Below are 26,577 nucleotides of genomic sequence, written 5' to 3'. Positions count from 1 at the left end.
CGGACCGGTGGGGCGGGCGGCGTACGCCCGCCCCACCGGGGACCGTCAGCCGACCTGGTTGAGGATCTGGGAGACGCCGTTCTCCCAGGCCTCGGCCGGGTCGACACCGTTGACCTCGACCGACAGCAGCGCCTGGACGAGGGCGTTCTTGGCCACGCCGTCGTGCGGGCCGAGGATCTGCGTCGGCGCGTTCTCGGCGGACGTCGTGAACACCTCACCGGTGGGGGCCCCGTTGAAGTACTCGTCGGTCGTGTCGCCCACGAGCTCGATGGCGCCGGTGTTGGAGGGGAAGTTGCCGACGTTCTCGAAGACGGCGGCCTGCTGCTCGGCGTCGGTCAGCCACGCGAGGAGCTCGGCAGCCTCCTCCTTGTTCTCGCTGGCGGCCGGGATGCCGAGGTAGGCACCGCCCCAGTTGCCGCCCTGCCCGCCGGGGAGCGTGGTGATGTTCCACTGGCCGCTGCCGGCGTCGCCGGCCTTGCCCTTGATGTAGCCGATCATCCACGAGGGGCAGGCGATCGAGGCGAAGGTGCCGCTGCCGAAGCCGGCGTCCCAGCTCGGGTCGACGAACTGCTCGAGCTTGGCGGTCAGCCCGTCCTGGCCGGCCTGCGCCGCCATGTCGAAGGCCGCGCGGACGGCGGGGTTGCTGTCGACGACGAGCTCGCCGCTCTCGTCGTGGTAGATCTCCGACTCGGTGGAGATGATCGCGTTGTACAGGCCGCCGGCCGAGTCGTGGAAGGCGGTGCCGTCAGGGGCGCCGGCCGTGAACTCCTCACCGAGGGCGAGGAAGTCCTCCCAGGAGCCGAGCTGCGCGGCGAGCTCCTCGGGCTCCGTCGGCACGCCGGCCGCCTCGAAGAGGTCGGAGCGGTAGCACAGGGCCATCGGGCCGATGTCGGTGCCCAGGCCCAGGACGCGGCCGTCGGCGGTCGTGGCGGCGTCGGCCTTCCACTGGACGTAGTCCTCGACCCGGTCGCCGGCGACGGTCTCGCTCAGGTCGGTCCACAGGTCCGCCTGGTTGGCGGTGACCTCGGAGATCCGGGCGACCTCGATGCCCTGGATGTCCGCGGTGCCGCTGCCGGAGTTGAGCTTGGTCTGCAGGGCGGGCCAGTACTTGTCCTCGCCCTGGGTGGAGTCGTACTCGATGACGATGTCGGGGTTCTCCTCCATGTACTGCTCGAAGAGACCCGACTCCTCGAAGCCGAAGGTGCCGAAGAGGGAGACGGTGAGGGTGGTCTTCCCGTCGCTGCTGGCGTCGGCCGCGGCCGAGTCGCTGCTGGCGCTGTCCCCGCAGGCGGACAGCGTCAGTGCGCCCGCCGTCATGGCCGCGATCACGGCCACAGACTTCCTGGTGTGCATTGCTCCTCCTCCCGGCCGAAGCGGCCGGCTGGTGTCGGCGGGCGGACCAGGCCTTCCTGGTCCACCCCGTCCGTGCCCCCAGTTCTTCCTGGGCGGCTCGGGAACGGATGGGCGCCGTGGAAGCGGTTCCATGACGTTCCACGTACTGTGCCGGTGGAGCGACGTGGTGTCAAGCGCCACCCAGGTCACGACAAGGTCACGGCGCCGAGGTGGCAGCGCGCGGCCGGCGTCGCGACGTGCGTCGCCCTTCCCGATCGTGCGGCGCCCTCTCCGTCGTCCCCGGAGGAGCGGAAGGGACGACGCAAGGGAGCCGGGCCTGCCGGCGAGTGGCCGGGTCGGGTCAGCCGGGGGCCCGCCGGGGGGCTAGGCGGAGTCGCGGGGGACGAGGGCGACGTCGAGGGTCACCGACGTGGCCTGGCCACCGTCGGCCAGGTCGATGAGCATGCGGGCCATCTGCCGCCCCATCGCCTCGAGTGGCTGGCGGACGGTCGTGAGCGGCGGGTCGGCGTCGACGGCGATCGGGACGTCGTCGAAGCCGACGACGGCGACGTCCTCCGGCACGCGCAGGCCCCGCTCGCGCAGCGCCCGCAGGGCGCCCACGGCGGTGAGGTCGTTCGCCGCGAAGAGCCCGTCGAGCTCCTCCCCCGAGCCGAGCAGCTGCCGCATCGTCCGGTAGCCGCCGCCGATGGTGAAGTCGCCCTCGACGACGCGCGCGTCCGGCAGCTCCACGCCCTGCTCCGTGAGCTCCGCCTGGAAGCCCCCGAACCGGTCGCTGGTGGCGGTCATGTCACGCGGTCCGGTGATGGTCGCCGGCCTGCGGCACCCGCGCGCGAGCAGCGCCTGCGCCGCGAGCCGCCCCCCGGTGAAGTTGTCCGGGCTGACGAAGGGGAAGGAGGCACGGCGGCTCGGCGGGCGGCCCGCGAGCACGACGGGCACCCCGAGGCGGTTGACGCGCCCGGGCAGCGGGTCGTCGCCGTGGACGGAGAGGAACATCGCGCCGTCGACGTGGCCACCGGCCGCGTACTCCTCCAGCCGCGCGCGGTCGTCGTCGCTGCTCACGACGACGAAGAGCAGCTGGCGCCGGCGCTCGGCCGCGGCGACCTGGGCCCCGCGCAGCACCCCGGCGAAGAACGGGTCGGCGAAGAACTTCTCACCGGACTCGGCGACGACGAAGGCGAGCGCGTCGCTGCGGCTGGTCGCCAGCGAGCGAGCGGCCTGGCGCGGGACGTAGGAGAGCTCGGCGGCGGCCGCGCGGACCGCCTCCCGCGCGCGGTCGCTGACCCGGGGGTCCCCGCTGAGCACGCGGCTGGCGGTGGCCCGGGAGACACCGGCACGCTCGGCGACCGTGTCGAGGGTCGGGGCCGTGTCCCTCAGGGGCGTGACCATGAGGCTCCTCCCTCCGGCAGGTGGTCGTGGTGGACAGTATGCACACCGCTTCCACGGAGCGGGAGCACCACCCAGGCGTGCAGGCTCCCCCGGTGAGGTGTTCCATGGGCGCGGGAGGGCAGCGGTGGACTGGTTCGTCGCGGAGGACTACGGGCTCGCGCGCGTCGTGCTGCAGCGCGGTGTCGCGGTGCTGTACGTCGTCGCGTTCGTCGCCGTGCTGCGGCAGTTCCCCGTCCTGCTCGGCGAGCGCGGCCTGCTGCCGGTCCCGAGGTTCACCGCCCGCGTCCCCGCGAGCGCCGCCCCCAGCCTGTTCCACTGGCGCTACCCCTCCGACCGGCTCCTGCGGGCGGTCTCCTGGACGGGGCTGGCGCTCGCGCTCGCCGTCGTCCTCGGGCTGCCGCAGCAGGGCCCGCCGTGGGTGCCGATGCTCGCGTTCCTCGTGCTCTACGGGCTGTACCTGTCGGTGGTCAACGTCGGTCAGGTCTTCTACGGCTTCGGCTGGGAGTCCCTGCTCCTCGAGGCCGGCTTCCTCGCCGCCTTCCTCGGCTCGGACCGGGTGGGCACGCCGTGGATCACGCTCATCGCCTTCCGCTGGCTGCTCCTCCGCGTCGAGCTCGGCGCCGGCCTCATCAAGCTGCGCGGCGACCCGGCCTGGCGCGACCTCACCGCGCTGCACTACCACCACGAGACCCAGCCGATGCCCGGCCCGCTCAGCTGGTTCTTCCACCACCTGCCCGGCCCGCTGCACAAGGTCGAGGTGGCCGCCAACCACGTCACCCAGCTCGTCGTGCCGGTCCTCCTGCTCGCCCCGCAGCCGGTCGCGACGTGGGCGGCCGTCGCCGTCGTCGTCACGCAGCTGTGGCTCGTGCTGTCGGGCAACTTCGCCTGGCTCAACTGGGTGACGATCGTGCTCGCCTTCTCGGCGGTGGGCGACGACGTCGTCGCCGGCCTGGTCCCGGTCCTCGTCCCGGCGCAGGCGCACGGCCCCACCCCGCTGTGGTTCGCCGTCGTCGTCCTCGCGGTGGGGGCGGTGCTGCTCGTGCTCAGCTGGTGGCCGGCCCGCAACCTGTTCTCGCGGCGGCAGCGGATGAACGCCTCGTTCAACGCCTTCCACCTCATGGGCGCCTACGGGGCCTTCGGGTCGATCACGCGGCGGCGGGAGGAGATCGTCGTCGAGGGCACGCGGGCCGCGGACCCGGGTGAGGACGACTGGCAGGAGTACGTCTTCCGCGGCAAGCCGGGACCACCTGGCCGCCTGCCCCGCCAGTACGCGCCGTACCACCTGCGCCTGGACTGGGGCATGTGGTTCCTCGGGCTCGGCTCCTCCGCCCAGCTCTCGTGGTTCCTGCCCTTCCTCGACCGGCTCCTGGAGGCGGACCCGCCCACCCTGCGGCTGCTCGCCCACGACCCCTTCGACGGCGAGCGGCCGGCGTGGGTGCGGGCGCGCGTCTTCCGCTACCGGTACTCGACGTGGGAGGAGCTGCGGCGCGAGCGGGTGTGGTGGGTGCGCCGCGAGGTCGGGGCGCTCACGGCGCCGCGGTGCCTGTAGCGGGTGGGCGTCAGGCCGCGCCGAGCGCCGTGAGCGCGCGGTGGAGCACCTCGGTGAGCGGCGGGCGCGGCACGGGTGCGCGCGACCAGGAGCGCAGTGCCGCGAGGAAGGCGCCGGCCAGCGCCGCGCCGAGGACCTCCGCCTCCAGCTCGGTCACCCCGCGGCGGCGGAGGAAGCCACCGAGCAGGGCGGCGGCCCGCCGCTGGCGGCGTGCCGCGGACTCCTCGAGCTCCTCGGCCACCCCCATGGGCTCGGCGTTGCCGAAGGCGAGGACGACGGTGCCCGGCTCGAGGGCCTCGGCGGTGCGCACGAGCGCCGCGCACGCCTCCCCCACGGCTCCCTCGCCGGCAGGGGCGCCGACGTCCCTGCCCGGCACGCGGTCGTCGGCAGGGGCGAGGTCCGCGGCGAGCGCCGCGAGAGCGTCGTCCACGGAGGTCCACAGCAGGTCGCTCTTGGCGGGGATGTAGTTGAAGAAGGTGGCGCGGCTCACGCCCGCGCGGCGGGTGATGTCCGCCACGGAGGTGTCGGCGTACCCCTGCTCGAGGAAGAGCTCGACGGCCGCTTCCTCGAGCATCTCGCGGCTTGCGGACCGCGGCCGGCCCGCCCGGCGTCCCTCGTGCATACCGAGATCCTACGGTCCGCCGTCGTCGCCGCAGGTCTATTCTTGGACGCGGACCAGAAACCCCGAGTGAACGGTGCACCCATGGCCAAGGCCACGTCCCTCGCCGCCGCCGCCGTCGCGGCCTCCCTGCTCCTCGCCGCGTGCGCAGGAGGCGGGGGCGACGACGCCGCGACGGGCGGCGGCGAGCCCGTCGAGGGCGGCACGCTCGTCTATGCCACCGGCGACGCCGAGCCCACCTGCCTGGACCCGCACGTGGGCGGCAACTACCCCCAGGCGCTCATCAGCACGCAGTACCTCGAGCCGCTCGTCGGCCGCGACGCCGCCGGGGAGATCCAGCCGTGGCTCGCGACCGACTGGGAGGTGAGCGAGGACGGCCTCACCTGGGACCTCACCCTCGCCGACGGCATCACCTTCACCGACGGCACGCCGCTGGACGCCGAGGCCGTCAAGGTGAACATCGAGCACCTGCAGGACCCGGACACCGCCTCATCCACCGGCTACCTCGGCGTGCGGAAGATCGAGGAGGTCGAGCCGGTGGACACCACCCACGTGCGCTTCCACCTCTCCGAGCCGGACTCGGCGCTCCTCGAGTCGCTGTCGATGCAGTGGACGGCGATGCAGTCCCCCGCCGGCATCGCCCGCGGCCAGGACGAGAACTGCGCCGCGCCGATCGGCACCGGGCCCTTCGTCGTCGCCGAGTGGGTCCCCCAGCAGCACGTCGTCCTCGAGCGCAACGAGGACTACGCCACCCACGGCCCGGAGGCCGACCACGACGGTCCCGCCCACCTCGAGCGCATCGAGTGGCGTTTCCTCCCCGACCCCGCGACCCGCGGTGCGGCCCTGCAGTCCGGGGAGGTCCACGTCATCGACAACCCCGAGCCGCAGGCCGTCGTCTCCGCCGAGGCGGGCGAGGAGATCACCCACATCGACGCGCCGCGCCCCGGCTCGGTCAACCGCATCGAGCTCAACTCCTCCCAGCCGCCCTTCGACGACGCCCGCGTGCGCCAGGCCTTCGTGTACTCCGCGGACGTCGACCCCGGCATCGAGGCGCTCTACCAGGGCGTGGCCACCCGCTCCCACTCCCCGCTGTCGAGCGTGGAGCCGATGGGCTACAGCGACCCCTCGCTCTTCGTCACCGACCTCGAGGAGGCCGAGCGGCTCCTCGAGGACGCCGGCTGGGACGAGGTCGACGCCGAGGGCTACCGGGTGCGCGACGGGGAGCGGCTCACCGTCCGCTTCCCCGTGAGCACCAACCAGTCCGTCGCCGCCGAGCAGGCACTCTTCGAGCAGGTCCAGGCCAACACCGGGCGGGTGGGCTTCGAGGTCGTCCTCACCCCGCTCGACCTGTCCGCGTGGTACGGCGCGCTCGCCGCCCCCGAGGACGGCGGGGAGAACACCTACGAGGCCGTCAGCGCCCCGTACACGAAGGTGGGCCCGGACGTGCTGCGCACGCTCTACCACTCCGACGGCACGGTCCCCGCGCCCAGCGGCTACTTCGCCAACCTCTCCCAGGTCACCGACCCGGAGATCGACGCCCTCCTCGACGAGGCCGCCCGGCTCACCGACCCGGGCCGGCGCGCCGAGCTGTACGAGGAGGCCCAGCGCCGCGTGCTCGAGGGCTACTACATCCTGCCGCTGTACGACCAGCAGAACCACTTCCTCACCCGCGGGGTGGAGGGCGTGACGACGCTGGGCACGGTGTCCACGCCGACGTTCGTCAACGCCCGGCTCACCTCCTGAGGCCGCCGGAGATGACCGTGCTGCGCTGGCTGCTCGGGCGCCTCGCCGCGGCGGCGCTCGTGGCCTGGGTGGTCGCCACCGTCGTCTTCTTCGCGCTGCGCTCGGCGGGCGGGGACCCCTCCGAGGCGATCCTCGGCGGGCCCGGCTCCCAGGCGAGCCCGGAGGCGGTGGCCGGGGTCCGTGAGGAGTACTCCCTGGACGAGCCGCTCGTCGTCCAGTACCTCCTCCAGCTCGGGCGCACGGTCACCTTCCAGCTCGGGGACTCCTACGCCCGACGGCGGCCGGTCTCCGAGCTCGTCGGCGACCAGCTCACCGGCACGCTCGTGCTCGCGGCGCTGGGCCTGCTGCTCGCCTGGGTCATCGCGCTCGCGGTGGCGACGGCGGCGGTCCTCGCCCGCGGACGGGTGGCGCGCCGCGCGGTCGGGCTGCTGCGCGGGGCGGAGGTCGTCGCCTCGGTGATGCCGCACTTCTGGCTGGGAGCCGTCCTCATCGCCGTCTTCGCCGGCGGCCTGGGCTGGCTGCCCGCCACGAGCAGCGACAGCTCGCTGCGCTCCCTCCTCCTGCCCGCCGTCACCCTCGCGGTGCCGGTGGCCGGCTTCCTCGGCCAGGTGATGCGCGACGGGCTGGAGGAGGCGCACGCGGCGCCCTTCGCGACGACGTCGCGCGCCCGGGGCGCGTCGGAGGGCCGGGTGCTGTGGCGCCACTCGCTGCGGCACGCGGCACTGCCGGCGATCGCGCTGTCCGGCTGGGCCTTCGGCTCGCTGCTGTCCGGCGCCGTCGTCGTCGAGACGCTGTTCGGCCGGCCCGGCCTCGGCCGGCTCCTCATCGACGCGACCCACTCCCGGGACGTGCCTGTCGTCATCGGCGTCGTGCTCGTCATCGCCCTCGGCTACGTCGTCGTCATGTCGGTGGCCGACGTCCTCGAGCGGGTCGTCGACCCGCGGCTGCGCGGGCGGGTCGAGGCCGTGGGCAGCGCGCCGCAGGGGCAGGTGGTCTCGTGACGGCCACCACGACGCGTGCGGAGCGGACGTGGACCCGCCGGGCGTGGCAGGTGCTGGGCCCGGGCGGGGTGGTGAGTGCCGCCGTCGTCGCCCTCGTGCTGCTGGCCGCGCTGTGGCCGCAGCTGCTCGCCCCCGGCGACCCGACCGCCGTCGCCCCCGCGGAGGCCTACCAGCCTCCGGGTGCCGGGGCGCTGCTCGGGACCGACGCGTCCGGGCGCGACGTGTACACGCGCGTCGTCCACGGCGCCGGCCAGTCCCTCGGGGTGGGCGCGCTCGCGACGGCGATCGGGCTCTCCCTCGGGGTGGTGCTCGGCTTCGGCGCCGCGCTCGGGCCGCGATGGCTCGACGCCCTGCTCAGCCGGGTCATCGAGGTGCTCTTCGCCCTGCCCAGCCTCGTGCTCGCGCTCCTGCTCGTCGCAGTGCTGGGCGCCGGTGTGGGGCCCTCGGTCATCTCGGTGGGGCTCGCGACGGCGCCCGGCTACGCCCGGATCCTGCGCGCGCGGGCCCAGGCGGTGGCGCAGAGCGCCTACGTCGGCGCGGCGCGGCTCGAGGGCGTCTGGGCACCCACCACCTTCGTCCGCCACGTCCTGCCCAACACGGTGTGGCCGCTCGTGGCGGTCGCGACGCTCGGCGTCGGCCAGGCGATCGTCTGGGTGTCCGCGCTCAGCTACCTCGGCCTCGGCGCCCTGCCGCCCTCCCCCGAGTGGGGCGCGATGCTCAACGCCGGCCGCCTCCACATCACGACCTCGTGGTGGCTCACCGTGGCGCCCGGGCTGGCGATCACGGTGACCGCGGCGGCCCTGACGATGCTCGGGCGGCGGCTGAGTGCGGTGGCGCCCTCATGAGCGCCGTGCTCGACGTCGCCGGGCTCACCGTCGCCTTCCCCGGGGTGGGTGAGGTGCTGGGCGGGGTGGACCTGCGCCTGGAGGCGGGGCGCTGCCTCGCGGTGGTCGGGGAGTCCGGCGCCGGGAAGTCGGTGCTGGCGCGCAGCCTCGTGGGCCTGGCCGGTGAGGGCGGCGCCCCCGCGCGGGTGCGCGCCGAGCGGCTCACCGTGGCCGGGCAGGACGTGCTCGGCGCCGACGAGCGGCAGTGGCGTGCGCTGCGCGGGGAGCAGGTCGGTCTCGTCCTCCAGGACGCCCTCCAGTCCCTCGACCCGCTCCGCACCGTGGGCGCCGAGGTGGGCGAGTCCCTCGCGGTGCGCGGGGTGGGGCGTGCCGAGCGGCACGAGCGGGTGCTGGCCGCGCTGGCCGCGGCCGGCCTGGACGAGCCGGCCACGCGCGCGGCCCAGCGCTCGGACGAGCTGTCCGGCGGCATGCGGCAGCGTGCGCTCATCGCCTCGGCGATCGTCTCCGGTCCCGCGCTCCTCGTCGCCGACGAGCCCACCACCGCGCTCGACGCGACCGTCGCCCGCGGCGTCCTCGAGATGCTCGGCCGGCTGCGTGACGCCGGGACCGCGATCCTCCTCGTGAGCCACGATCTCGGTGCCGTCGCTCGGCTGGCCGACGACGTCGTCGCGCTCGACGGCGGGCGCGTGGTCGAGTCCGGACCGGCCGACGTCGTCCTCACCCGTCCCGCCCACGACGTCACGCGGGCGCTGCTGGCCGCCGTCCCGCGCGGGTCGCGGCCGCCGGTGGGCGAGCCGGGGCCGGAGGTGCTGCGGGCGACGGGGCTGCACCGCCGCTACCGGCTCCCGGGCGGCGGCGGCGTCGACGCTCTCGACGACGTCTCCCTCGTCGTGCGGCGCGGCGAGGCCGTGGGGGTGGTCGGGGAGTCCGGGAGCGGGAAGTCGACGCTCGCGCGGATGCTTGTGGCCGCCGAGCAGCCGGACGCCGGGCGGGTGGAGCTGGCCGGGGAGCCGTGGAGCGAGCTGCCCGAGCGCCGGCGCCGGCCCCGGCGCCACCTCGTGCGGCTCGTCCCGCAGGACCCGCTGGGCTCCTTCGACCCGCGCTGGAGCGCCGGCCGGGTGCTGCGTGCGGCGATCAGGGCGTCGGGCAGCGACCGCACGCCCGCGGAGCTGCTGGAGCTGGTGCGGCTGCCCCCCGCCACGCTGGGACGGCGGCCGCGGGCACTGTCCGGCGGCCAGCGCCAGCGCCTGGCGATCGCGCGCGCCCTGGCGGCCGACCCGGACGTGCTCGTCCTCGACGAGCCCGTCTCCGCGCTCGACGTCACCGTCCAGGCGGCGATCCTCGAGCTCCTCGTGGAGCTCCAGGAACGGACCGGCACCGCCCTGCTGCTCGTGTCGCACGATCTCGCCGTCGTGCGGCAGGTGTGCCACGCCGTCGTCGTCATGCAGGACGGACGCGTGGTGGAGGAAGGCCCGGTGGACCGGGTGTGGGCCGAGCCCCGGGCCGACCTCACCCGGGCCCTCCTGGCAGCCGCCGCCGCCGTCCCCGACGCCTGACACCCCAAGAAAGAGCGCCGAGAGCTGAGTTGTTCCGCGGAACAACTCAGCTCTCGGCGCGATCGTGTCGGAGTGGGTCAGCCGGTGTTCTGGAGGCCGGCGGCGATGCCGTTGACCGACAGGAGGAGGAGGCGCTTGATCTCGGCCTGCTCCTCCTCGCTGCGGGCCTCACCGTTCTGCGTGCGCAGCGCGCGCAGGGCGCGCAGCTGGATGAGCGAAAGCGCGTCGACGTAGGGGTTGCGCAGCTGCACCGCGCGGCCCAGCACCCGGCGCCCCTCGAGCGGGTAGTCGTGCCCGGTGATGCGCAGGACCCACTCGGTGGTGAGGTCGAGCTCCTCGAGCACGAGCTCGGCGAGGTCCTCCCGGTCGCCCAGCTCGAGGTACTGGCGGGCGATGCGCCGGTCGGTCTTGGCCAGCGACATCTCGACGTTGTCGATGAGCGTGTTGAACAGCGGCCACTCGCGGTAGGCGGTGCGCAGCTGCTCGATGTCGCCCACCGCGGCGAGCGCGGTGCCCAGGCCGAACCAGCCGGTGAGGTTGATGCGCGCCTGGGTCCAGGCGAAGACCCACGGGATGGCGCGCAGGTCCTCGAGGGACTCCACCGACAGGCCGCGGCGGGCCGGGCGCGAGCCGAGCGGCAGCAGGCCGACCTCCTCCTGCGGGGTGACCTGCGCGAACCACGGCGCGAAGCCCTCGGCGTGGATGAGCTCGAAGAACCGCTCGCGCGAGCGCCCGTCCATGGTGCCGGCGAGGTCGGCGAAGCGCTCGGCGGCCTCCGCGTTGCGCTTCTCCGTCGACGGCGCGGAGGCGAGGAGCGTGGCGGCGGCCACCTGGTCGATGTGCCGGGCGGCGATCGCACGGTCCCCGTAGCGGGCGGTGATGACCTCACCCTGCTCGGTGAGCTTGAAGCGGCCGTCCACCGAGTGCGGCGGCTGGGCGAGGATGGCGCGGTTGGCGGGGCCGCCACCGCGGCCCAGGGCGCCGCCCTTGCCGTGGAAGAGCGTGAGGCGGATGTCGTGGCGCTGCGCCCAGGCGGCGATCTCCTCCTGGGCGGTGTAGATCGCCAGGGTCGCGGAGACCGGGCCGACGTCCTTGGCGGAGTCGGAGTAGCCGAGCATGACCTCCATGCGCCGGCCGGTCTTCTCCAGACGCTCCTGCACCTGCGGCACCTCGAGCATCTCCTCGAGGATGCGCGGGGCGTTCTGGAGGTCGTCGAAGGTCTCGAACAGGGGGACGACGTCGAGGACCGGCGCCGCCTCGGCGGAGCCCAGCGCGTGCTCGGCCAGGCGGTAGACGGCGATGAGGTCCTCGCTGCTGCGGGTGAAGGACACCGTGTAGCGGCGGCAGGCGTCGACGCCGTGACGGCGCTGGATCGCGGCGATCGAGCGGAAGGTCTCGAGGACCTCCTCCGGGGCGACGCTCGGGTCGGGCATGGACTCGGGGTCGGCGATCCACGCGAGGGTCTGGGCGTGCACCTTGGAGTGCTGGCGGACCTCGAGCTCGGTGAGGTGGAAGCCGAAGGACTCGACCTGCCAGATGAGGTTCTGCAGGTCACCGTGGGCCTTGCGCAGCGCACCTGCCTGACGCAGGGAGTCCTGGACCACGCGCAGGTCGGAGAGCAGCTCCTCGGCGCCGGCGTAGGCGAGGTCGGCATCGCGCTCACGCGTGGCGGCGAGCCGGGCCGCCGCCACGAGCATCACCTGGCGGTGCGGCTCGCGCGGGGAGCGCGCGGCCACCTGCGCGGTGACCTCCTCGGAGAGCTGGCGCTGGGTGCCCCACAGCGCGACGAGGTCGGCCGAGGGCGGGGTGGTCTTCTCGTCGAGAGTCATCGCCAGACCGACGCGCGTGGTCTCCCGCTCGAGGGCGGTGAGGACGTGCTCGGCGGCGATCGCCGCGGCCTGTCGGGTGACCTTCGCGGTGACGTTGGGGTTGCCGTCGCGGTCCGCGCCGATCCAGCTGCCCAGGCGCACGAAGGGCGTCGCGCGCGGGGCGGCGAGGCCGCGCTCCTCGCCGAGCAGCCAGTCGTCGGTCTGGCGGTAGACCTGCGGCAGCACCTCGAAGAGGGTGGCCTCGAAGACGGACATCGCCGTGAAGACCTCGTCGACGGGCGAGGGCTTCGTCTCGCGCAGGTGTGCGGTACGCCACATCGTGTCGATCTCGGCGAGGAGGCGGCGCTCGATGCGCAGCCGGCCGTTGGCGCCCAGGCGCGGGTCGTCCGCCTCGGCGACGAGCTCGGAGATGCGGCGGATCGAACCGGAGACGGCGCGGCGGCGGGCCTCGGTCGGGTGTGCGGTGAGGACGGGGTGGAACTCGATGTCGCGCAGGCGGCGAGCGGCCTCCTCCTCGGAGGTCTCGGCGGCCAGCTGCTCGTAGGCGCCGGCGAGAGCGTCGGCACGCGGGGTGGCGTCCTCCCGGGCGCGCAGGGCGCGGACCCGGTGGTACTCCTCGGCGAGGTTGACGAGGTGGAAGTAGCAGGTGAAGGCCCGGGCGACCTGGTCGGCGCGCTCGACGCTGAAGGAGTCGATGAGAGCCTGCGCCTCGGCCAGGCGACCGTCGCCGTCGGTGTCCTCGACGGCGCCGATCGCCAGCTCGCGCAGGCGCTCGACGTCGGCGAAGAGCTCGTCCCCGCCGTCCTCGCGCAGGACCCGCCCGAGGAGCGCACCGAGGGTGCGGACGTCGGCGCGCAGGTCGTCGGGCATGTCGAGGCGGGCGTTGCTCCGTGCTTCGTCCGGTGAGGAGGTCTGCATCATGGGCTCAGGTTAACGACACCCGGCTCGGGGTCGTGCGTCGCGTCCACCAGGTGCACGGGTGCGGGAGTCCGGGCGTCGTGGTAGGTGCCGGGCCCCTCCGTCCCCTCCCGCCGACAGCGCACCTACCGCCGAGAGCGCACTTACCGACCGGTCAGGAGCTCGAGGAGCTCCGCCTCCTGCGCCACGCCCAGCCCCGAGCGGCGTTCCCGCTCCAGGCCGCGCGCCACCTCGTCGCGCAGGACCCGGTCGACGGTCTCGCCCAGCGGGCGGACCGTGCCCCCGGCGGCGAGGTACGCCGCGTTGCTCCGTCGCGAGTGCCCGGAGTGGCTCGCGGGGAGCCACAGCGGCGGCGAGCGCGGGCCGGCCCAGTACCGGACGTCGTGGGCCAGCAGCCACCCCTCCTCCGCCGGCACGAGCTCGCCGGCGAAGCCGGTCGCGCGGCCGACCACGCCGAGCACGTCGCCGAGCGGGAGGCTGGACCCGACGGCGTCGACGGTCCCGGCCCACCCCGTCAGACCCGCCCGGACGATCCAGGCCGCCAGGTCCGCGACGTCGACCACCTGGACGAACTGGCCCGTGGCCTCCGGGGTGAGGACCCGGCCGCCCCGCCGGAGCCGTGCCGGCCAGTACCCGAAGCGGTCGCTCGGGTCCCCCGGCCCGGCGACGAGTCCGGGCCGCACGACGTGCAGCCGTCCGTCCAGGCGCTCGGCGCTGGCGCGCTCGGCGCTGACCTTGGCGTGCGCGTAGTCGGCGGGGTCGGTGGGGTCGACGAGCGGGGACGACTCGTCCGCGCCCGGCTCGCCGTGGCCGGCGTAGACCGAGATGCTCGACACGAGGGTCCAGTGGGCCGCCCGGTCGGCGAGCGCGTCGAGGGCCGGCCCCACCAGCTCGGGCTGGTAGGCGAGCTCGACGACGGCGTCCCACTCGCCGTCGAGGTCGCCGTACGCGCCGGGCCGAGTGCGGTCCGCGCGAACCAGACGCGCGCCGTCGGGCACGTCGCCCGACGTCCCGCGCGCGAGGCAGACCACCTCGGCGCCGTCCGCCACGGCGGCGCCGGCCACCTCACGGCCGAGCCAGGCCGTGCCGCCGAGGACGAGGACGCGTCGCATCACCGTAGCCAAGCGGCTCCGGGCCCGCAGCGGAAGGCCCCGGCCCGAGTTCCGCCCAGGGCGCACGCGCCGACCTCCCCGGTTCCCGTCCCACCTCCCCGGTCCGCACGGTCTGGGGTGGGGAGAACCGGGGAGGTCAGCGCGGGTGACGGAGGGGCGACAAGTGCGCTGTCGGCGGCAAGTGCGCTGTCGGCGGGAGGGGGGAGGCGGGATGGGGGTCGGGCTAGAGCTGCCAGACGGCGTCGGGGCGCGCGAGCTCGATGGGACCGCCGTAGGTCGCGGCGGCCTCGGCGCGGACGACCTCGGCGTCGGTCCACGGCTGGAGGTGGGTGAGGACGAGCTGCCGGACGGCGGCACGCGTCGCCGCCTCACCGGCCCGCCGGCCGGTGAGGTGGATCCCGCGCACGGAGTCGCGGCCCTCCTGGAAGGCCGCCTCACAGAGGAACAGGTCGGCGTCGCGGGCGACGTCGACCACCCCCGCGCACTCGTCGGTGTCCCCGGAGTAGGCGAGCACGACCTCGCGCTCCCCGTCCTCCGACGGCCCGGTCACCCGCACCCCGTACGCCGGTACGGGGTGGTCCACGGGGGCGGACTCGATCCGCAGCGGCCCCACGGTCACCGCCCGGCCGGGCGTGTGCGCGGCGAAGGTGAAGGAGGCGTCCAGGGCGCTGAGGTCCTCCTCCATCGTCAGTGCGCCGATCCGCTCGGGCGTGCCGGCCGGGCCGAGCACCCGCACCGGCCCGAGAGCGCCCGCCGGGTGGTAGCGGCGGTACACCTCCAGGCCGGTCATGTCGACGACGTGGTCGGCGTGGAGGTGGCTGAGGACGACGGCGTCGAGCCGGGCAGGGTCGAGGTGGCGCAGCAGCGCGCCGAAGGCGCCCGAGCCGAGGTCGAGGACGATGCTCCAGGTCCGCGTGGTGCCGTCCTCGTCCGGCGCGTCGGCCTGGACGAGGTAGCAGGAGGCGGCGGAGTCGGGGCCGGACATCGACCCGGAGCAGCCCACGACAGTCAGCCTCATGCGGTGACCTCCAGCTCGGCGTCGCTGTCGACGCGGTCGACCTCGGGCCCGAGGAACCGGCGGGCCAGCCGGGAGAAGCTCGCGGCGTCACCCGTCGCGAGGAAGCGGTGCTCCGGCGGCGGGGCGGCCGGGTCCCGCTCGAGGTCGTGGGCGACGAGCATCCGGTAGGTGTCCTTCGCCGTCTCCTCGGCGCTCGAGACGAGCGTGACCTCCTCGCCCATGACGTAGGAGATGACGCCGGTGAGCAGCGGGTAGTGGGTGCAGCCGAGGACCAGGGTGTCCACGCCGGCTGCCCGCACCGGCTCGAGGTACTCCCGGGCGGCCTCGAGGACCTCCGGGCCCGAGGTGACGCCCCGCTCGACGAACTCGACGAAGCGCGGGGCGGCGTTCATCGTGAGGTCGAGGTGTGGCGCGGCGGCGAAGGCGTCACGGTAGGCCCCGGACTCGATGGTCGCGCGGGTCCCGATGACCCCGACCCTCCCGCTGCGGGTGGCGGCGACGGCGCGGCGCACGGCGGGCTGGATGACCTCGACGACGGGCACCCCCCCGCCCACCGAGTAGCGCTCCCGCGCGTCGCGCAGGACGGCGGAGGAGGCCGAGTTGCACGCGATGACGAGGGCCTTGACCCCGGAGGCGACGAGCCGGTCCATGACGTCGAGCGCGAGGGCGCGGACGTCGGCGATCGGCTTGGGGCCGTAGGGCGTGTGCGCGGTGTCTCCGATGTAGAGCATCGACTCGTGGGGCAGCTGGTCGAGGATCGCACGCGCGACCGTGAGGCCTCCGACACCTGAGTCGAAGACACCGATCGGTGCGTCGTTCACGCTGCCCGAGCGTAGTGTCACGACGTCCCGCCCGACATGGCCTCCAGGAGTGACTCCTGCCACCACGTGAGCGCGGCGTAGAGACTGGTGAGTGCGGCGTCGAGCTCGTCCGCCGCCGTCTGCGGCTCCTCGGCGCCGGCCCGCTCGTAGACCCGTTCGGCGTCGTCGTCGGTCTCGATGCCCAGCCGGGCGGCGAGGACGAGGCGCAGGTCGGTCAGCGCGGCGAGCCACGCCCGCTCCTGCCCCGCCCGCACGACGACGAGGCCGGTGCTCGCCGCGAGGGCGTCGTGGACCACCCGCAGCTGCTCGGTCTTCGTCTCCCGCAGCGAGCCCTCGGTGAGTCGGCGCATCTCGGCGGCGAGCTCGTCGTCGTCGGTGCTCGCCGGCGGCAGCAGCCGGGCAAGGGCCGGGTCGCGTGGCGTCTGACCGGCGGCGGGGTCCCAGTCGAGGGAGGCGAGGACCTCCTCGTCGGTCGACGGCGCGGGCGAGCCGTCGTCGTCGTCCACGGCGGCCTCGTCGAGGGGCAGGCCGAGGAGCTCGCAGGTGTCGGCGGTCACGCGCGCGATGATCCGCAGCTCGGCCTGCTCGAGCTCGCAGGCGTACCCGCCGGGGACGGCGGTGAAGGCGCGCACCTCAGCCCTCTCCCTCGGGGGCGAGGGTGGCCCACAGGCCGTAGGAGTGCATCGCTGTCACGTGGACCTCCATCGTCTCGCGGGCACCTTCGGCGACGACGGCACGGCCGTCGTGGTGGACCTGGAGCATGAGCTCGTGGGCACGCTCCTGGGAGTAGCCGAAGTACGTGCGGAACACGTAGGTCACGTAGCTCATGAGGTTGACCGGGTCGTTCCACACGATGGTGCGCCAGGGGCGAGCGGGCCGGCGCTCCTCCTGCTGCGTCTCCTCCGGCACGGTGACCGGGCGTGGTGTCGTGACCGTCATGCTCCCAGACTAGGCACGAGCGGGGACGGGTGCGCCCATGACCCCGGACACGGCGAGGCCCGGCAGGAAGGTTCCTGCCGGGCCTCGGTGCGCGGGTGGAGGGCCACCGCGCCAGGCGCTACACCCTGTTCTTGCCGCGTCCCACCAGCGAGAGGATGAGCGAGATCACGAGGATGGCGACACCGATCCAGATGAGGATCTGGGCGGCCTCGACGGCCACGCCGATGATGAGCATGATCACGCCGACAATGATGAGGATCAGCCACAAGGACATACGAGCTCCCTTCGTTCCGGTGCCTGTCCGGCACCGCAGTGGCCCTTATCGTTGCGGACCTTGTTCACGTCGGCATCTTGAACGGGCGTGGGACAACTCACCCGAGGACGTGGCGGGTGGGGATGGCCGGCTCGCCCTCGCTCAGCCGCCAGCCCTCGTAGGGCAGCGCGGCCCGCGAGGCGACGTGCCGCTCGGCCGCCGCGCGCACCGCGTCCGGGCCGCGGTGCTCCTCGGCGATGACGCCCTGGCGCACGAGCGGCAGCTGGAGCGGGCGGGCGCCGTGCTCCTCGAGGACCTTGGCGCCGGCGGCCTCGTCGTCGCAGCCCACGACGAGCTCCTCCTGGGCCACCCCGTTCTCGAAGACGCGCCCGGCCACCTTGAAGCCGCCGACGGTCGCCTTGGCGGCGGAGGCCTTGGCGACGTCGACCATCTGCCCGTCCGCGCCCTCCCGCTCGACGAGCTTGTAGACGAGCTCCGCCGTCGGCAGCCCGGAGCCGGTGACGAGCTTGGTGCCCACGCCGTAGGCGTCGACCGGCGCGGCGCCGAGGGCGGCGATGGCGTACTCGTCGAGGTCGGAGGTGACGGTGATCTTCGTCGTCGTCGCGCCGAGCGCGTCGAGCTGACGGCGGACGGTGAAGGCCTGGGCGACGAGGTCACCGGAGTCGAGACGCACCGCGCCGAGCTCCCCGCCGTGGCGGCGAGCAGCCGCGACGGCCCGCTCGACGCCGCGCTCGACGTCGTAGGTGTCGACGAGGAGGGTGGTGCCCGGGCCCATCGCCCGCACCTGCGCGTCGAAGGCGGCCTCCTCGTCGTCGTGGACGAGGGTGAAGGAGTGGGCGGCGGTCCCCATCGTGGGGATCCCGTAGGAGCGGCCCGCCTCGAGCACGCTCGTCGCGGCGAAACCGCCGACGACGGCGGCCCGCGCGGCGGCCACGGCCGCCTCCTCGTGCGTGCGCCGGGCACCCATCTCGGCGCACGGGCGCCCGTGCGCCGCCGTCGTCATGCGCGAGGCGGCCGCGGCGACGGCGGAGTCGTGGTTGAGGACGGACAGGACGACCGTCTCGAGCAGGAGGGCCTCGGCGAAGGTGCCGCGGATGGTGAGGATCGGTGAGCCGGGGAAGAAGCACTCCCCCTCCCCGTAGCCGAGGACGTCCCCGCCGAAGCGGTACCCGGCGAGGTAGTCGAGCGTCTCGCCGCTGACGATCTCCCGTTCACGCAGCCAGTCGATCTCGGTGCCCGAGAAGGTGAAGTCGGCGATCGCGTCGAGCACGCGGCCGGTGCCGGCGACGACGCCGTAGCGGCGCCCGCCGGACAGGCGCCGGGAGAAGACCTCGAAGACGCTGCGCCGGTGCGCGGCACCGGACTGGAGCGAGGCCTCGAGCATCGTCAGCTCGTAGCGGTCGGTGAGGAGGGCGGTCGTCGCGCGTGGCATGCGGACAAACCTAGCGACGTCGCGGGACCCGCGCAGACCCCGGTCCACGTCCCCCACCTTCGCAACTGGTCGACCTGGCGACGGTTCAGCGCCCGGACCCGTCGGTCACTCGACCAATCGCGAAGCCGGGGGGCTACTTGCGGCCGACGAACCAGTTGCGGAGGAGCGCGATCCTCGCCTCGAGCTCCTCGGTGCTCGCCAGGGGCACCTCGGGGCCGCCGCAGGCCTTGCGCAGCTCGCTGTGGACGATGGCGTGGGCCATGTTGCTGCGGCGCGACCACGCGGACACGAGGCCGGAGAGCTCCTTGCGCAGGGCCGCGCGCCGCTTGTGGTCCGAGACCCCGGAGTTCTCGTCCCGCTGGGCACGGGCAGCCGCCTGCCGCTTCTGCTGCTTGACCTGCTCCGCCTGGCGGGCACGGAGCAGCGAGTGCACCTGCTCCGGCTCGAGGAGCCCGGGCAGGCCGAGGTACTCCTCCTCCTCGATGGACCCGACCTCCGCGCCGGCGCCGAACTCACCGCCGTCGAAGAGCACCCGGTCGAAGGAGGCCTGGGCGTCCAGGGCCTCGAAGCCGGGCAGCATCAGCTCGTCGCTGGCCTTCTCCTCGCGGTTGGCGGCCGCGACGAGGGCGTCCTCCGGGCTGAAGAAGTCGCCCTTCTCCTCGGAGGTGAGGACGCGGTCCAGGGCGTGGTCGCGCTCCACCTCGAGCTGGGCGGCGAGCTCGAGGAGCACCGGCACGCTGGGGAGGAACACCGAGGCGGTCTCCCCGCGTCGTCGGGCACGCACGAAGCGGCCGATCGCCTGGGCGAAGAAGAGCGGCGTGGCCGCGGAGGTCGCGTAGACGCCGACGGCGAGGCGGGGCACGTCCACGCCCTCGGACACCATCCGCACGGCGATCATCCACCGCTGCTCACCGGCGGCGAACTCGTCGATGCGGGCGGAGGCGCCGTCGTCGTCGGACAGGACGACGGTCGGCTTCTCACCGGTGAGCTCGGTGAGGACCCGCGCGTAGGCGCGCGCCTTCGTCTGGTCGGTGGCGATGACGAGGCCGCCGGCGTCGGGCACGCCGCGGCGCACCTCGGTGAGGCGCCGGTCGGCGGCGGCGAGGACGGCGGGGACCCAGTCACCCTTCGGGTCCAGGGCGGTGCGCCAGGCCTGGGCGACGAGGTCCTTGGTCAGCGGCTCGCCGAGGGCGGCGCTCACCTCGTCGCCGGCTCGGGTGCGCCAGCGCATCTGCCCGGAGTAGGACAGGAAGATGACCGGCCGCACGACGCCGTCGCGCAGCGCGTCCGCGTAGCCGTAGGAGTAGTCCGCCCGGGAGCGGCGCACACCGTCGGCGTCGCGCTCGTAGGTGACGAAGGGGATCGCGGCGGTGTCCGAGCGGAACGGGGTCCCGGTGAGGGCCAGGCGCCGGCGGGCGGGCTCGAAGGCGAGCCGGATGCCGTCGCCCCAGCTCAGCGCGTCCCCGCCGTGGTGCACCTCGTCGAGGATGACGAGGGTGCGCTCGTTCGTCGTGCGACGGCGGTGCAGGTCGGGGTTGGCGGCGACCTGCGCGTAGGTGAGGGCGACGCCGTCGAAGCTCGCGCCGTGCCGCTCCTGGGCGTTGCGGAACGCCGGGTCGAGCTGGATGCCCACGCGCGCGGCCGCCTCGGCCCACTGCCCCTTGAGGTGCTCGGTCGGGGCGACGACGGTGACCGCCGTGACCTCCCCGCGTGAGAGCAGCTCGGTGGCCACCCGCAGCGCGAAGGTCGTCTTGCCGGCGCCGGGGGTGGCGACGGCGAGGAAGTCGCGCGGGTCGTCGGCGAGGTACGTCTCCAGCGCCTCGGCCTGCCAGGCGCGCAGCCGCGACGCCGTGCCCCACGCCGCCCGCGCGGGGTAGGCGGGGGGCAGGTGCTCGGCGGCAGCGGTGGAGACGGCCGCAGGGGTGCCCTGCGTGGTCGTCACGGCCGGCCTGCGCTGTGGAGCGGCGCTCACTCTCCGCTTCCGCCGCGGCCGCCGCGGCCGAAGCCGCCGAAGCGTCCGCCACCGGAGCCGGAGCCGGAGCCCCCGCCCTGGATGCCCTCGTAGATCTCCTTGCACGTGGGGCACACCGGGTACTTCTTCGGGTCGCGGCCCGGGGTCCACACCTTGCCGCACAGCGCCACGACCGGCTGGCCCGACAGCGCGGAGGACATGATCTTGTCCTTCTTCACGTAGTGGGCGTAGCGGTCGTTGTCACCGGCCTCGTGCTCGCGCAGCTCCTCGCGCTCGAGGACGCTCGTTCCCGACGACGTCGACGGCTCGCTCGGGGTGCTGGGGGGCTCGGTGGAACTCATGGTCACCAGTCTAGGTCGTCCCCCGTCCCGGGTCCCGGTGGCCCGGCGTGCCGTGGTCGTCACACCTGCCGGCTCAGATCCCCTGCCACTCCGGCTTGGCGGCGTAGGCCTCGCGGTAGTAGTCGGCGAGCTCGAGCCGGGAGGCGGCGGCCTCGTCGAGGAGCACGGTCGCGTGCGGGTGGTGCTGCATGACCGTCGCCGGCCACCTCGCGCTCACCGGCCCCTCCACGAGCTGCTGCACCGCGGCCGCCTTGCCCTCACCGGTGGCGATGAGCACGAGGTGGCGGGCCTCCATGATGGTGCCTAGGCCCTGGGTGAAGCACAGGCGGGGCACGGCCTCGACGTCGTCCTCGAAGAAGCGGGCGTTGTCGGTGCGGGTCTGCGGGGCGAGCGGCTGCACGCGCGTGCGCGAGGCGAGGGAGGAGCCCGGCTCGTTGAAGGCGATGTGCCCGTTCGTGCCGATCCCGAGGATCTGCAGGTCCACGCCGCCGGCCGCGGCGATCGCGCGCTCGTAGGCCTCGGCGGCCGCCTGCAGGTCCTCCGCCAGCCCGTCGGGCCCGGTGACGGCGTCCGACGCGAAGTCGACCCGGCCGACGAGCTCGCGGTCGATGACGTTGCGGTAGCGCTGCGGGTGGTCGGCGGGCAGGCCGATGTACTCGTCGAGGGTGAAGCCGCGGGCGCGGGCGAAGCTGACCTGCCCGGCCTCGTGCCGGCGGACGAGCTCGTCGTACGTGGGCAGCGGGGTCGACCCAGTGGCCAGGCCGAGGACGGCGTCGGGCTTGCGGGCGAGCAGCTGCTCGACGGCGTCCGCGGCGAGCCGTGCGCTCTCCTGCGCACCGGACGTGATGACGACCTCCACCGGGTACCTCTTCCTCTGCGTGCAACGTGGTGCGGGCGCACCCGCACTCCAGACTATGTGACCCCACTGCTCGCGGCAGGGACTCCCGGCCCGAGCTCCCCGGTTCTCCTCGTCGAGCGCGGGGCGGAGGTGGGAGGTGGGAGGACAAGCGGGTAGGTCAGCGCACGCGGGCCGTAGGGAAACAGCAAGGCGGGCAGGACGATCGTTCGTCCTGCCCGCCTTGCGGTGATGTCGCTAGGACGTCACTTGTTGGAGACGGCCTTCTTGAGGGCGCTGCCGGCGGAGATCTTGACGCCGTAGCCGGCGGGGATCTGGATCTCGGCGCCGGTCTGCGGGTTACGGCCGGTGCGCGCGGCGCGCTCGACACGCTCGACGGCGAGGAGGCCGGTGATCTTGACGGCCTCGCCCTTGCTGACGGACTCGACGAGCACGTCCTGCAGCGCCGACAGAGCGGCGTCGGCCTGGGACTTGGTGAGCGAGGAGCGCTCGGCCACGGCGGCGACGAGCTCGGTGCGGTTGACGGACATGAAATCCCTCTCTCAGTCGGCGTGCGCACCCTTGTGGGTGCGACGGGGCAGACATTACGGCGTCGGAGCGGCCGTTGTCGCCCTCACGCGCCGAGATTTCGGCGTGTCCCTGCGGATCTGCCCCCGTCGTGGGGCGCGTGGGGTGGATGTGACCCGTGCGCGGGGCCTTCAGACGAAGCCCGGAGGACGCTTCAGCGCGCTCGTCGCGCTCCACCCGGCGTCCGTCCCGGAATCGCGCGGGTGGGAGTGCGTCTCGGCGCCGTCGCGGCCGGCCTGCTCGCCCTGCTGGTCCCCGAGCTCCTCGTCGGGCGCCCGGAGCAGGTGCATCGCGGCGTCCATCCGCACGAGGGCGTCCATCATGAGCTCCATCCCCTCGACCATCCCCGCGGAGGCCGCCACGGTGCCCTCACGGACGGCGGCCTCGGTGACGAAGGGCACGACGACCATCTCGCGCACCGGGTACATCTGCAGGGCGCTGAGCACCGTGCGCAGCGCCTCCGCCCCGCGCAGCCCGCCGGACATCCCCGAGCCGTAGCTGACGATCCCGACGGGCTTGAAGGCCCACTCCTGGACGAGGTAGTCCAGGGCGTTCTTGAGCAGCGCGGAGTAGCCGCGGTTGTACTCGGGGCTGACGACGACGAAGCCGTCGGCGGCGTCGATGCGCCGGGCCCACCGCCGCGTGTGCTCGTGGCGGTGGCGGCCGTAGCGGGGCAGGCCCGGCTCGTCGAAGAGCGGCAGGCCGACGTCGCGGAGGTCGATGCGGTCGATGACGAAGGCGCGGTTCGTGCCGAGCCGGTCGATGACCCAGTCGGTGATGTGGTTGCCGAGCCGGTTCGGGCTCGTCGCGGCGTTGAGGACGGCGAGGCGGATCATCGGTGCTCCTGGTCCGGGGACAGCGGCCACGGTATCCGCTCCGCGGTGCGGGTGGCCGGGACCTCCGGCACTGGCCCAGGGGTCGCGCCGCCCGTCCGGATCCTGCAGGGTGTGGCGCATGAACACCGTGCGCGGCACCGCGGCAGAGCTCGACGACCACCCCGCGCTCACCACCGGGGCCCGGCTCGGGTACGCGGCCAGCGGGGTGCTCCACCTCGTCCTCGGCTGGACCGCGGTGGGCCTCGCCTGGGGCACCGGCGGCTCGGGTGAGTCGGCCGACCAGTCCGGCGCCCTCGAGCAGCTCGGCTCGACGCCCCTCGGCGCGTTCCTCCTGTGGGTCGTCGTCGCCGGCTTCACCCTCCTCACCCTGTGGCAGGTCGCCACCGCGGTGGCCACGGGTGGGACGAAGGACCGGCTCAACTCCGTCGGCAAGGCGGCGACGTACCTCGTCCTCACGGGGCTGGCGGCGCGCGCCGCCACGGGCAAGAGCGGCGGGGGCGGGTCGGAGCAGACCACCAGCCTCACGGCGCGCGTCATGGAGCACCCGCTCGGGCAGGTGGCCGTCGGCCTGGTGGGCCTGGGCGTCGTCGTCGTCGGCGGCTACCACGTCGTCAAGGGCTGGCGGGAGCGATTCCTCGAGGACCTGCGGGGGAACCCGGGCCGGGCCGTGACGGTCGCCGGCAGGGTCGGCTACATCGCCAAGGGCATCGCGCTCGGGATCGTGGGCGCGCTCTTCGTCGTCGCCGCCGTGCAGAACGACCCCGAGGAGGCGAAGGGGCTCGACGGCGCGCTGCGCAGCCTCCTCGAGCTGCCGCTGGGCACGGCACTGCTCACCGCCGTCGGCCTGGGGATCGCGGCGTACGGCGTGTACTCCTTCGGCCGCGCGCGGCACGCGCGGGTCTAGCGACGGGCGCGTCCGGTCACGGCGGCGTCGAACCAGCTGGTGATCGTCGTCGGGTGGGTGATCGCCGTGCCGACGACGACGGCGAAGGCGCCGCGGTCGATCGCGTCCGCGGCCTGGGCGGGGGTGTGGACGCGCCCCTCGACGACGACTGGTCGCCGGCAGCGGGCGACCAGCTGGTCGATGAGCGCGACGTCCGGGCCGTCGGTCTTCTCCCGCTCGCCGCTGTAGCCGGCCAGCGTGGTGCCCACGACGTCGGCGCCGGCGTCCTCCGCGGCCAGCGCGTCGTCGAGGCTGCCGCAGTCGGCCATGACGAGGACGTCGGCGTGCGCGCGCAGGCCGGCGATCGTCTCGGCGAGGGTGCGCCCGTCGGGGCGGGGCCGGCGGGTCCCGTCGAGCGCGACGATGTCCGCCCCGGCGTCGGCCACCGCGATGGCGTGCTCGAGGGTGGGGGTGATGAAGACGTCGTCCTCCCCGTCCTTCCACAGGCCGGTGAGGGGGACGTCGGTGGAGGCGGCGATGAGCCGGATGTCCTCCAGGCCCTGGGCGCGCAGCCCGGCCGCTCCCCCGGCGACGACCGCCTGGGCCATGCGCTGCATGACCTCCGGCACGCGCAGGGGCTCGCCCGGGTAGGCCTGGCAGGAGACGATGAGCCGCCCGCGCAGGCGCTCGAGGATCGGTGACATGCGGGGTTCCTTACGGTCGGTCGCGCCCGGCGAGCGCGGTGCGGGCGGCGCCGAGGACGGCGGCCACCGGCCCCAGCGCGGACGGGCGGACGGGGATGTCGGCGAGGGGCTCGATGAGCTCCGCGCGCAGGGCGGTGACCATGGGCTCCCACCACAGCGGGCCGGCCTGGCTCATGCCGCCACCGACGACGACGGCCGCCGGGTCCAGCACGGTGACGACGCCGGCGATGCAGCGGCCGACGGCGCGGGCGGACTCGCGCACGGCCCGCTCGGCGACCTCGTCCCCGGTGGCCGCCCGGGCGCACACCTCACGGGTGTCCGCGACGGCCACGTCCCCGCCCAGGCGCAGGTAGTGGCGGTACAGGGCCGGTCCGGAGCCGATGGCCTCGAGGTGGCCGGGGCGCCCGCAGCCACAGCGCAGGCCCGCGGCGTCGGGGCTGGGCTGGTGACCCATCTCCCCGGCCACGTGGTGGGCGCCCCGCAGCGGCCGGCCGCCCAGCACGACGCTCGCCCCCACGCCGGTCCCGACGGCGACCATGAGGGCGCTGTCCCCGCCGGCCGCGGCACCGAGCCACACCTCGCCGCCGGCGTGCGCGTCGACGTCGTTCTCCACCGTGACCGGCCCGTCACCCAGGACCTCCCCCAGCCGGGCGCGCAGCCCGCCGCGGACGTCGGTGCCGGCCCACCCGCGGACGGCGTCGGTGGCCGAGAGGATCGTGCCCGTCGTCGTGTCGACGACGCCGGCGGTCCCGACGCCGAGGCCGGCCACGGCGACGGGCGAGGTGACATCCGTCGTCGTGCCGTCGGCGGCGGTGAGCGTGCCGCCGTGGGCGACGACGTCACGCACGAGGGCGGCGACGGCGTCGAGCACCGCGTCCGGTCCCGCGGTGGCGGGGGTGGGCACGGACCGGACCGGGCCCACGGCCCCGTCCGCGCCCACCAGCGCGGCCGCGGTCTTCGTTCCTCCGAGGTCGACCCCGACGACGACGTCGCTCACGTGTGGTCCTCTCCGTAGGGATGCCGGTGAGAGATCCGGCGCTCGGCGGGAAGGGTAGCGGTCAGACGCGGGCGGGCATGGTGGCGTCGACGATCGCGGCGATGCGCGCCGCGGTCGCGTCGTCCAGCGGCTCGACCGGGAAGGCCATCGTCGCGCCGGGGATGAGACCGAGGTGGTGCATGGCCGTCTTGAAGGCGCCGACACCGGACGCGTCACCGGAGCGGCCCTGCGCCTGGAAGACGATCTCGAAGAGCGCGGCGATGCGGTCCTGCTCCTCCCGGGCACGGGTCCAGTCGCCGGCCTGCGCGGCCTGCCACAGGCGCGCGTAGCCGCCCGGGTCGACGTTGCCGAGACCGGGGACCACGCCGTCGGCGCCGAGCAGGAGCATGCCGTCGACGACGACCTCGTGGCCGGTGAGGACGGCGAGCGGGCGGCCCGCGGCCACGTTGGCGGCCACGAGGCGGCGGAAGCCGACGTCGTCGCCCGAGGAGTCCTTGACGCCGGCGAGGACGCCGTCGGTGCCCAGGCGCACGAGCAGGTCCGCGGGGAGCTTGGTCCGCACGCGCACCGGGATGTCGTAGGCGAACAGCGGCAGCTCGGTGGCCGCGGCGACGGCACGGAAGTGGCGCTCGATCTCCGCCAGGTCGTTGATGGCGTAGAGCGGGGCGGTGGCGACGATCGCGTCGGCGCCGGCCTCGGCGGCCCGGCGGGCGGCCTGCGCCACGCGCCCGCTCGTCGTGTCGATGGCCCCGACGAGCACGGGCACGCGGCCCGCGACGGCGGTGACGACGGTGCGGACGACGACGTCGCGCTGCGCGTCGTCGAGGTAGGCGACCTCACCGGTGGAGCCGAGGGCGAAGACGCCGTCGACGCCCTCGCTGACGAGGTGCTCGACGACCGACCTGAGGGTCGTGGTGTCGACCTCGCCCTCGGCGGTGAGCGGGGTGATGACAGGGGGGATGACGCCGCGGAAGCGGGTGGTGGTCACGGAGAGCTCCATTCGGGTGCGGCGCGGTGCCGCCGGGT

25 protein-coding genes are annotated in these 26,577 nt (G+C 74.5%); 6 read left to right on the top strand and 19 right to left on the bottom strand.

Annotated features, from left to right (window positions below):
- Positions 1-45: 45 nt before the first annotated feature.
- Both DSZ44_RS07380 and DSZ44_RS07375 read right to left on the bottom strand, forming a co-directional pair.
- A complete protein-coding gene (locus tag DSZ44_RS07380; protein ID WP_110851985.1) occupies positions 46-1,353 on the bottom strand; it encodes an ABC transporter substrate-binding protein in 1,308 nt (435 codons plus the stop codon).
- Between the two features lie 363 nt (positions 1,354-1,716).
- Complete coding sequence (locus DSZ44_RS07375) at positions 1,717-2,739, bottom strand: LacI family DNA-binding transcriptional regulator (protein WP_110851984.1); 1,023 nt, start codon at positions 2,737-2,739, stop codon at positions 1,717-1,719.
- 124 nt (positions 2,740-2,863) lie between these two features.
- Between DSZ44_RS07375 and DSZ44_RS07370 the strand changes: the two genes are divergently transcribed.
- Positions 2,864-4,288, top strand: coding sequence for a lipase maturation factor family protein (locus DSZ44_RS07370; protein WP_110851983.1), 1,425 nt, complete (start codon positions 2,864-2,866; stop codon positions 4,286-4,288).
- A 10-nt stretch (positions 4,289-4,298) separates the two neighbouring features.
- Here the strand turns inward: DSZ44_RS07370 and DSZ44_RS07365 are convergent, their stop codons facing one another.
- Positions 4,299-4,910 carry a TetR/AcrR family transcriptional regulator gene (locus tag DSZ44_RS07365; RefSeq protein WP_110851982.1) on the bottom strand — a complete coding sequence of 204 codons (612 nt, stop codon included), beginning with the start codon at positions 4,908-4,910 and terminating at the stop codon, positions 4,299-4,301.
- A gap of 81 nt (positions 4,911-4,991) precedes the next feature.
- On the opposite strand from DSZ44_RS07365, the gene DSZ44_RS07360 reads away from it, so the two are divergent.
- The 4 genes from DSZ44_RS07360 to DSZ44_RS07345 are packed head-to-tail and all read left to right on the top strand — an operon-like array spanning position 4,992 to position 10,052.
- On the top strand, positions 4,992-6,650 hold the full coding sequence (locus tag DSZ44_RS07360; RefSeq protein WP_110851981.1) for an ABC transporter substrate-binding protein: 1,659 nt from the start codon (positions 4,992-4,994) through the stop codon (positions 6,648-6,650).
- A gap of 11 nt (positions 6,651-6,661) precedes the next feature.
- Positions 6,662-7,651, top strand: coding sequence for an ABC transporter permease (locus DSZ44_RS07355; RefSeq protein WP_110851980.1), 990 nt, complete (start codon positions 6,662-6,664; stop codon positions 7,649-7,651).
- Positions 7,648-8,496: an ABC transporter permease gene (locus DSZ44_RS07350; RefSeq protein WP_110851979.1), complete on the top strand. Its 849-nt coding sequence runs from the start codon at positions 7,648-7,650 to the stop codon at positions 8,494-8,496. The genes DSZ44_RS07355 and DSZ44_RS07350 overlap by 4 nt, the downstream gene beginning before the upstream one ends.
- On the top strand, positions 8,493-10,052 hold the full coding sequence (locus DSZ44_RS07345; protein ID WP_110851978.1) for an ATP-binding cassette domain-containing protein: 1,560 nt from the start codon (positions 8,493-8,495) through the stop codon (positions 10,050-10,052). Before DSZ44_RS07350 ends, DSZ44_RS07345 begins: the two co-directional genes overlap by 4 nt.
- Before the next feature lie 77 nt (positions 10,053-10,129).
- Here the strand turns inward: DSZ44_RS07345 and DSZ44_RS07340 are convergent, their stop codons facing one another.
- From DSZ44_RS07340 to DSZ44_RS07285, 13 genes are all read right to left on the bottom strand, one after another.
- On the bottom strand, positions 10,130-12,802 hold the full coding sequence (locus DSZ44_RS07340; protein WP_258369301.1) for a phosphoenolpyruvate carboxylase: 2,673 nt from the start codon (positions 12,800-12,802) through the stop codon (positions 10,130-10,132).
- 140 nt (positions 12,803-12,942) lie between these two features.
- On the bottom strand, positions 12,943-13,911 hold the full coding sequence (locus DSZ44_RS07335; RefSeq protein WP_110851977.1) for an NAD-dependent epimerase/dehydratase family protein: 969 nt from the start codon (positions 13,909-13,911) through the stop codon (positions 12,943-12,945).
- A 223-nt stretch (positions 13,912-14,134) separates the two neighbouring features.
- The gene (locus DSZ44_RS07330; RefSeq protein ID WP_110851976.1) at positions 14,135-14,929 is read right to left on the bottom strand and encodes an MBL fold metallo-hydrolase; all 795 of its coding nucleotides are present in this window, start codon (positions 14,927-14,929) and stop codon (positions 14,135-14,137) included.
- Positions 14,926-15,750, bottom strand: coding sequence for a glutamate racemase (gene murI / locus DSZ44_RS07325; RefSeq protein WP_110851975.1), 825 nt, complete (start codon positions 15,748-15,750; stop codon positions 14,926-14,928). Before murI ends, DSZ44_RS07330 begins: the two co-directional genes overlap by 4 nt.
- Before the next feature lie 17 nt (positions 15,751-15,767).
- Entirely contained in the window at positions 15,768-16,382 is a 615-nt protein-coding gene (locus tag DSZ44_RS07320) for a DUF2017 family protein (protein ID WP_110851974.1), read from the bottom strand.
- A gap of 1 nt (position 16,383) precedes the next feature.
- On the bottom strand, positions 16,384-16,689 hold the full coding sequence (gene clpS / locus DSZ44_RS07315; protein WP_110851973.1) for an ATP-dependent Clp protease adapter ClpS: 306 nt from the start codon (positions 16,687-16,689) through the stop codon (positions 16,384-16,386).
- A gap of 118 nt (positions 16,690-16,807) precedes the next feature.
- Entirely contained in the window at positions 16,808-16,963 is a 156-nt protein-coding gene (locus tag DSZ44_RS18230; protein ID WP_181424561.1) for a hypothetical protein, read from the bottom strand.
- A 97-nt stretch (positions 16,964-17,060) separates the two neighbouring features.
- On the bottom strand, positions 17,061-18,395 hold the full coding sequence (locus tag DSZ44_RS07310) for a nicotinate phosphoribosyltransferase (protein ID WP_110851972.1): 1,335 nt from the start codon (positions 18,393-18,395) through the stop codon (positions 17,061-17,063).
- A 133-nt stretch (positions 18,396-18,528) separates the two neighbouring features.
- Positions 18,529-20,337, bottom strand: coding sequence for a DEAD/DEAH box helicase (locus DSZ44_RS07305; protein ID WP_110851971.1), 1,809 nt, complete (start codon positions 20,335-20,337; stop codon positions 18,529-18,531).
- Between the two features lie 26 nt (positions 20,338-20,363).
- Entirely contained in the window at positions 20,364-20,708 is a 345-nt protein-coding gene (locus tag DSZ44_RS07300; protein WP_110852173.1) for a DUF3039 domain-containing protein, read from the bottom strand.
- 73 nt (positions 20,709-20,781) lie between these two features.
- Positions 20,782-21,567, bottom strand: a complete 786-nt coding sequence (gene nagB / locus DSZ44_RS07295) for a glucosamine-6-phosphate deaminase (protein WP_110851970.1) — start codon at positions 21,565-21,567, stop codon at positions 20,782-20,784.
- Between the two features lie 242 nt (positions 21,568-21,809).
- Positions 21,810-22,094 carry an HU family DNA-binding protein gene (locus DSZ44_RS07290; protein ID WP_110851969.1) on the bottom strand — a complete coding sequence of 95 codons (285 nt, stop codon included), beginning with the start codon at positions 22,092-22,094 and terminating at the stop codon, positions 21,810-21,812.
- A 168-nt stretch (positions 22,095-22,262) separates the two neighbouring features.
- On the bottom strand, positions 22,263-22,967 hold the full coding sequence (locus DSZ44_RS07285; RefSeq protein WP_181424560.1) for an NADPH-dependent FMN reductase: 705 nt from the start codon (positions 22,965-22,967) through the stop codon (positions 22,263-22,265).
- A gap of 118 nt (positions 22,968-23,085) precedes the next feature.
- Here DSZ44_RS07285 and DSZ44_RS07280 point away from each other — a divergent pair, with 118 nt between their 5' ends.
- On the top strand, positions 23,086-23,871 hold the full coding sequence (locus tag DSZ44_RS07280; protein ID WP_110851967.1) for a DUF1206 domain-containing protein: 786 nt from the start codon (positions 23,086-23,088) through the stop codon (positions 23,869-23,871).
- Here DSZ44_RS07280 and DSZ44_RS07275 read toward each other — a convergent pair.
- The 3 genes from DSZ44_RS07275 to DSZ44_RS07265 all read right to left on the bottom strand — a co-directional run bounded on the left by DSZ44_RS07275 (position 23,868) and on the right by DSZ44_RS07265 (position 26,551).
- Entirely contained in the window at positions 23,868-24,554 is a 687-nt protein-coding gene (locus tag DSZ44_RS07275; protein WP_110851966.1) for an N-acetylmannosamine-6-phosphate 2-epimerase, read from the bottom strand. The two genes, DSZ44_RS07280 and DSZ44_RS07275, sit on opposite strands and share 4 nt — an antisense overlap.
- A gap of 10 nt (positions 24,555-24,564) precedes the next feature.
- Positions 24,565-25,551, bottom strand: a complete 987-nt coding sequence (locus DSZ44_RS07270) for an ROK family protein (protein ID WP_110851965.1) — start codon at positions 25,549-25,551, stop codon at positions 24,565-24,567.
- A 61-nt stretch (positions 25,552-25,612) separates the two neighbouring features.
- The gene (locus DSZ44_RS07265; RefSeq protein WP_110851964.1) at positions 25,613-26,551 is read right to left on the bottom strand and encodes a dihydrodipicolinate synthase family protein; all 939 of its coding nucleotides are present in this window, start codon (positions 26,549-26,551) and stop codon (positions 25,613-25,615) included.
- Positions 26,552-26,577 lie beyond the last annotated feature (26 nt).

It is taken from the genome of Georgenia satyanarayanai (assembly GCF_900116375.1).
Lineage (GTDB): Bacteria > Actinomycetota > Actinomycetes > Actinomycetales > Actinomycetaceae > Oceanitalea > Oceanitalea nanhaiensis.
The sequence above is the reverse complement of the archived record's forward strand: the minus strand, read 5'-3'. Positions and strand labels throughout refer to the sequence as shown.

Bases quoted from the DNA above. Each gene is read 5' to 3' on its own strand.
- DSZ44_RS07285 (WP_181424560.1), bottom strand. From the start codon at position 22,967: ATGATCCGCCTCGCCGTCCTCAACGCCGCGACGAGCCCGAACCGGCTC.
- DSZ44_RS07365 (WP_110851982.1), bottom strand. From the start codon at position 4,910: ATGCACGAGGGACGCCGGGCGGGCCGGCCGCGGTCCGCAAGCCGCGAG.
- DSZ44_RS07335 (WP_110851977.1), bottom strand. From the start codon at position 13,911: ATGCGACGCGTCCTCGTCCTCGGCGGCACGGCCTGGCTCGGCCGTGAG.
- DSZ44_RS07330 (WP_110851976.1), bottom strand. From the start codon at position 14,929: ATGAGGCTGACTGTCGTGGGCTGCTCCGGGTCGATGTCCGGCCCCGAC.
- DSZ44_RS07340 (WP_258369301.1), bottom strand. From the start codon at position 12,802: ATGATGCAGACCTCCTCACCGGACGAAGCACGGAGCAACGCCCGCCTC.
- DSZ44_RS07290 (WP_110851969.1), bottom strand. From the start codon at position 22,094: ATGTCCGTCAACCGCACCGAGCTCGTCGCCGCCGTGGCCGAGCGCTCC.
- DSZ44_RS07355 (WP_110851980.1), top strand. From the start codon at position 6,662: ATGACCGTGCTGCGCTGGCTGCTCGGGCGCCTCGCCGCGGCGGCGCTC.
- DSZ44_RS07360 (WP_110851981.1), top strand. From the start codon at position 4,992: ATGGCCAAGGCCACGTCCCTCGCCGCCGCCGCCGTCGCGGCCTCCCTG.
- DSZ44_RS07280 (WP_110851967.1), top strand. From the start codon at position 23,086: ATGAACACCGTGCGCGGCACCGCGGCAGAGCTCGACGACCACCCCGCG.
- DSZ44_RS07375 (WP_110851984.1), bottom strand. From the start codon at position 2,739: ATGGTCACGCCCCTGAGGGACACGGCCCCGACCCTCGACACGGTCGCC.
- DSZ44_RS07345 (WP_110851978.1), top strand. From the start codon at position 8,493: ATGAGCGCCGTGCTCGACGTCGCCGGGCTCACCGTCGCCTTCCCCGGG.
- clpS (WP_110851973.1), bottom strand. From the start codon at position 16,689: ATGACGGTCACGACACCACGCCCGGTCACCGTGCCGGAGGAGACGCAG.
- DSZ44_RS18230 (WP_181424561.1), bottom strand. From the start codon at position 16,963: ATGTCCTTGTGGCTGATCCTCATCATTGTCGGCGTGATCATGCTCATC.
- DSZ44_RS07275 (WP_110851966.1), bottom strand. From the start codon at position 24,554: ATGTCACCGATCCTCGAGCGCCTGCGCGGGCGGCTCATCGTCTCCTGC.
- DSZ44_RS07310 (WP_110851972.1), bottom strand. From the start codon at position 18,395: ATGCCACGCGCGACGACCGCCCTCCTCACCGACCGCTACGAGCTGACG.
- DSZ44_RS07265 (WP_110851964.1), bottom strand. From the start codon at position 26,551: ATGGAGCTCTCCGTGACCACCACCCGCTTCCGCGGCGTCATCCCCCCT.
- DSZ44_RS07380 (WP_110851985.1), bottom strand. From the start codon at position 1,353: ATGCACACCAGGAAGTCTGTGGCCGTGATCGCGGCCATGACGGCGGGC.
- DSZ44_RS07300 (WP_110852173.1), bottom strand. From the start codon at position 20,708: ATGAGTTCCACCGAGCCCCCCAGCACCCCGAGCGAGCCGTCGACGTCG.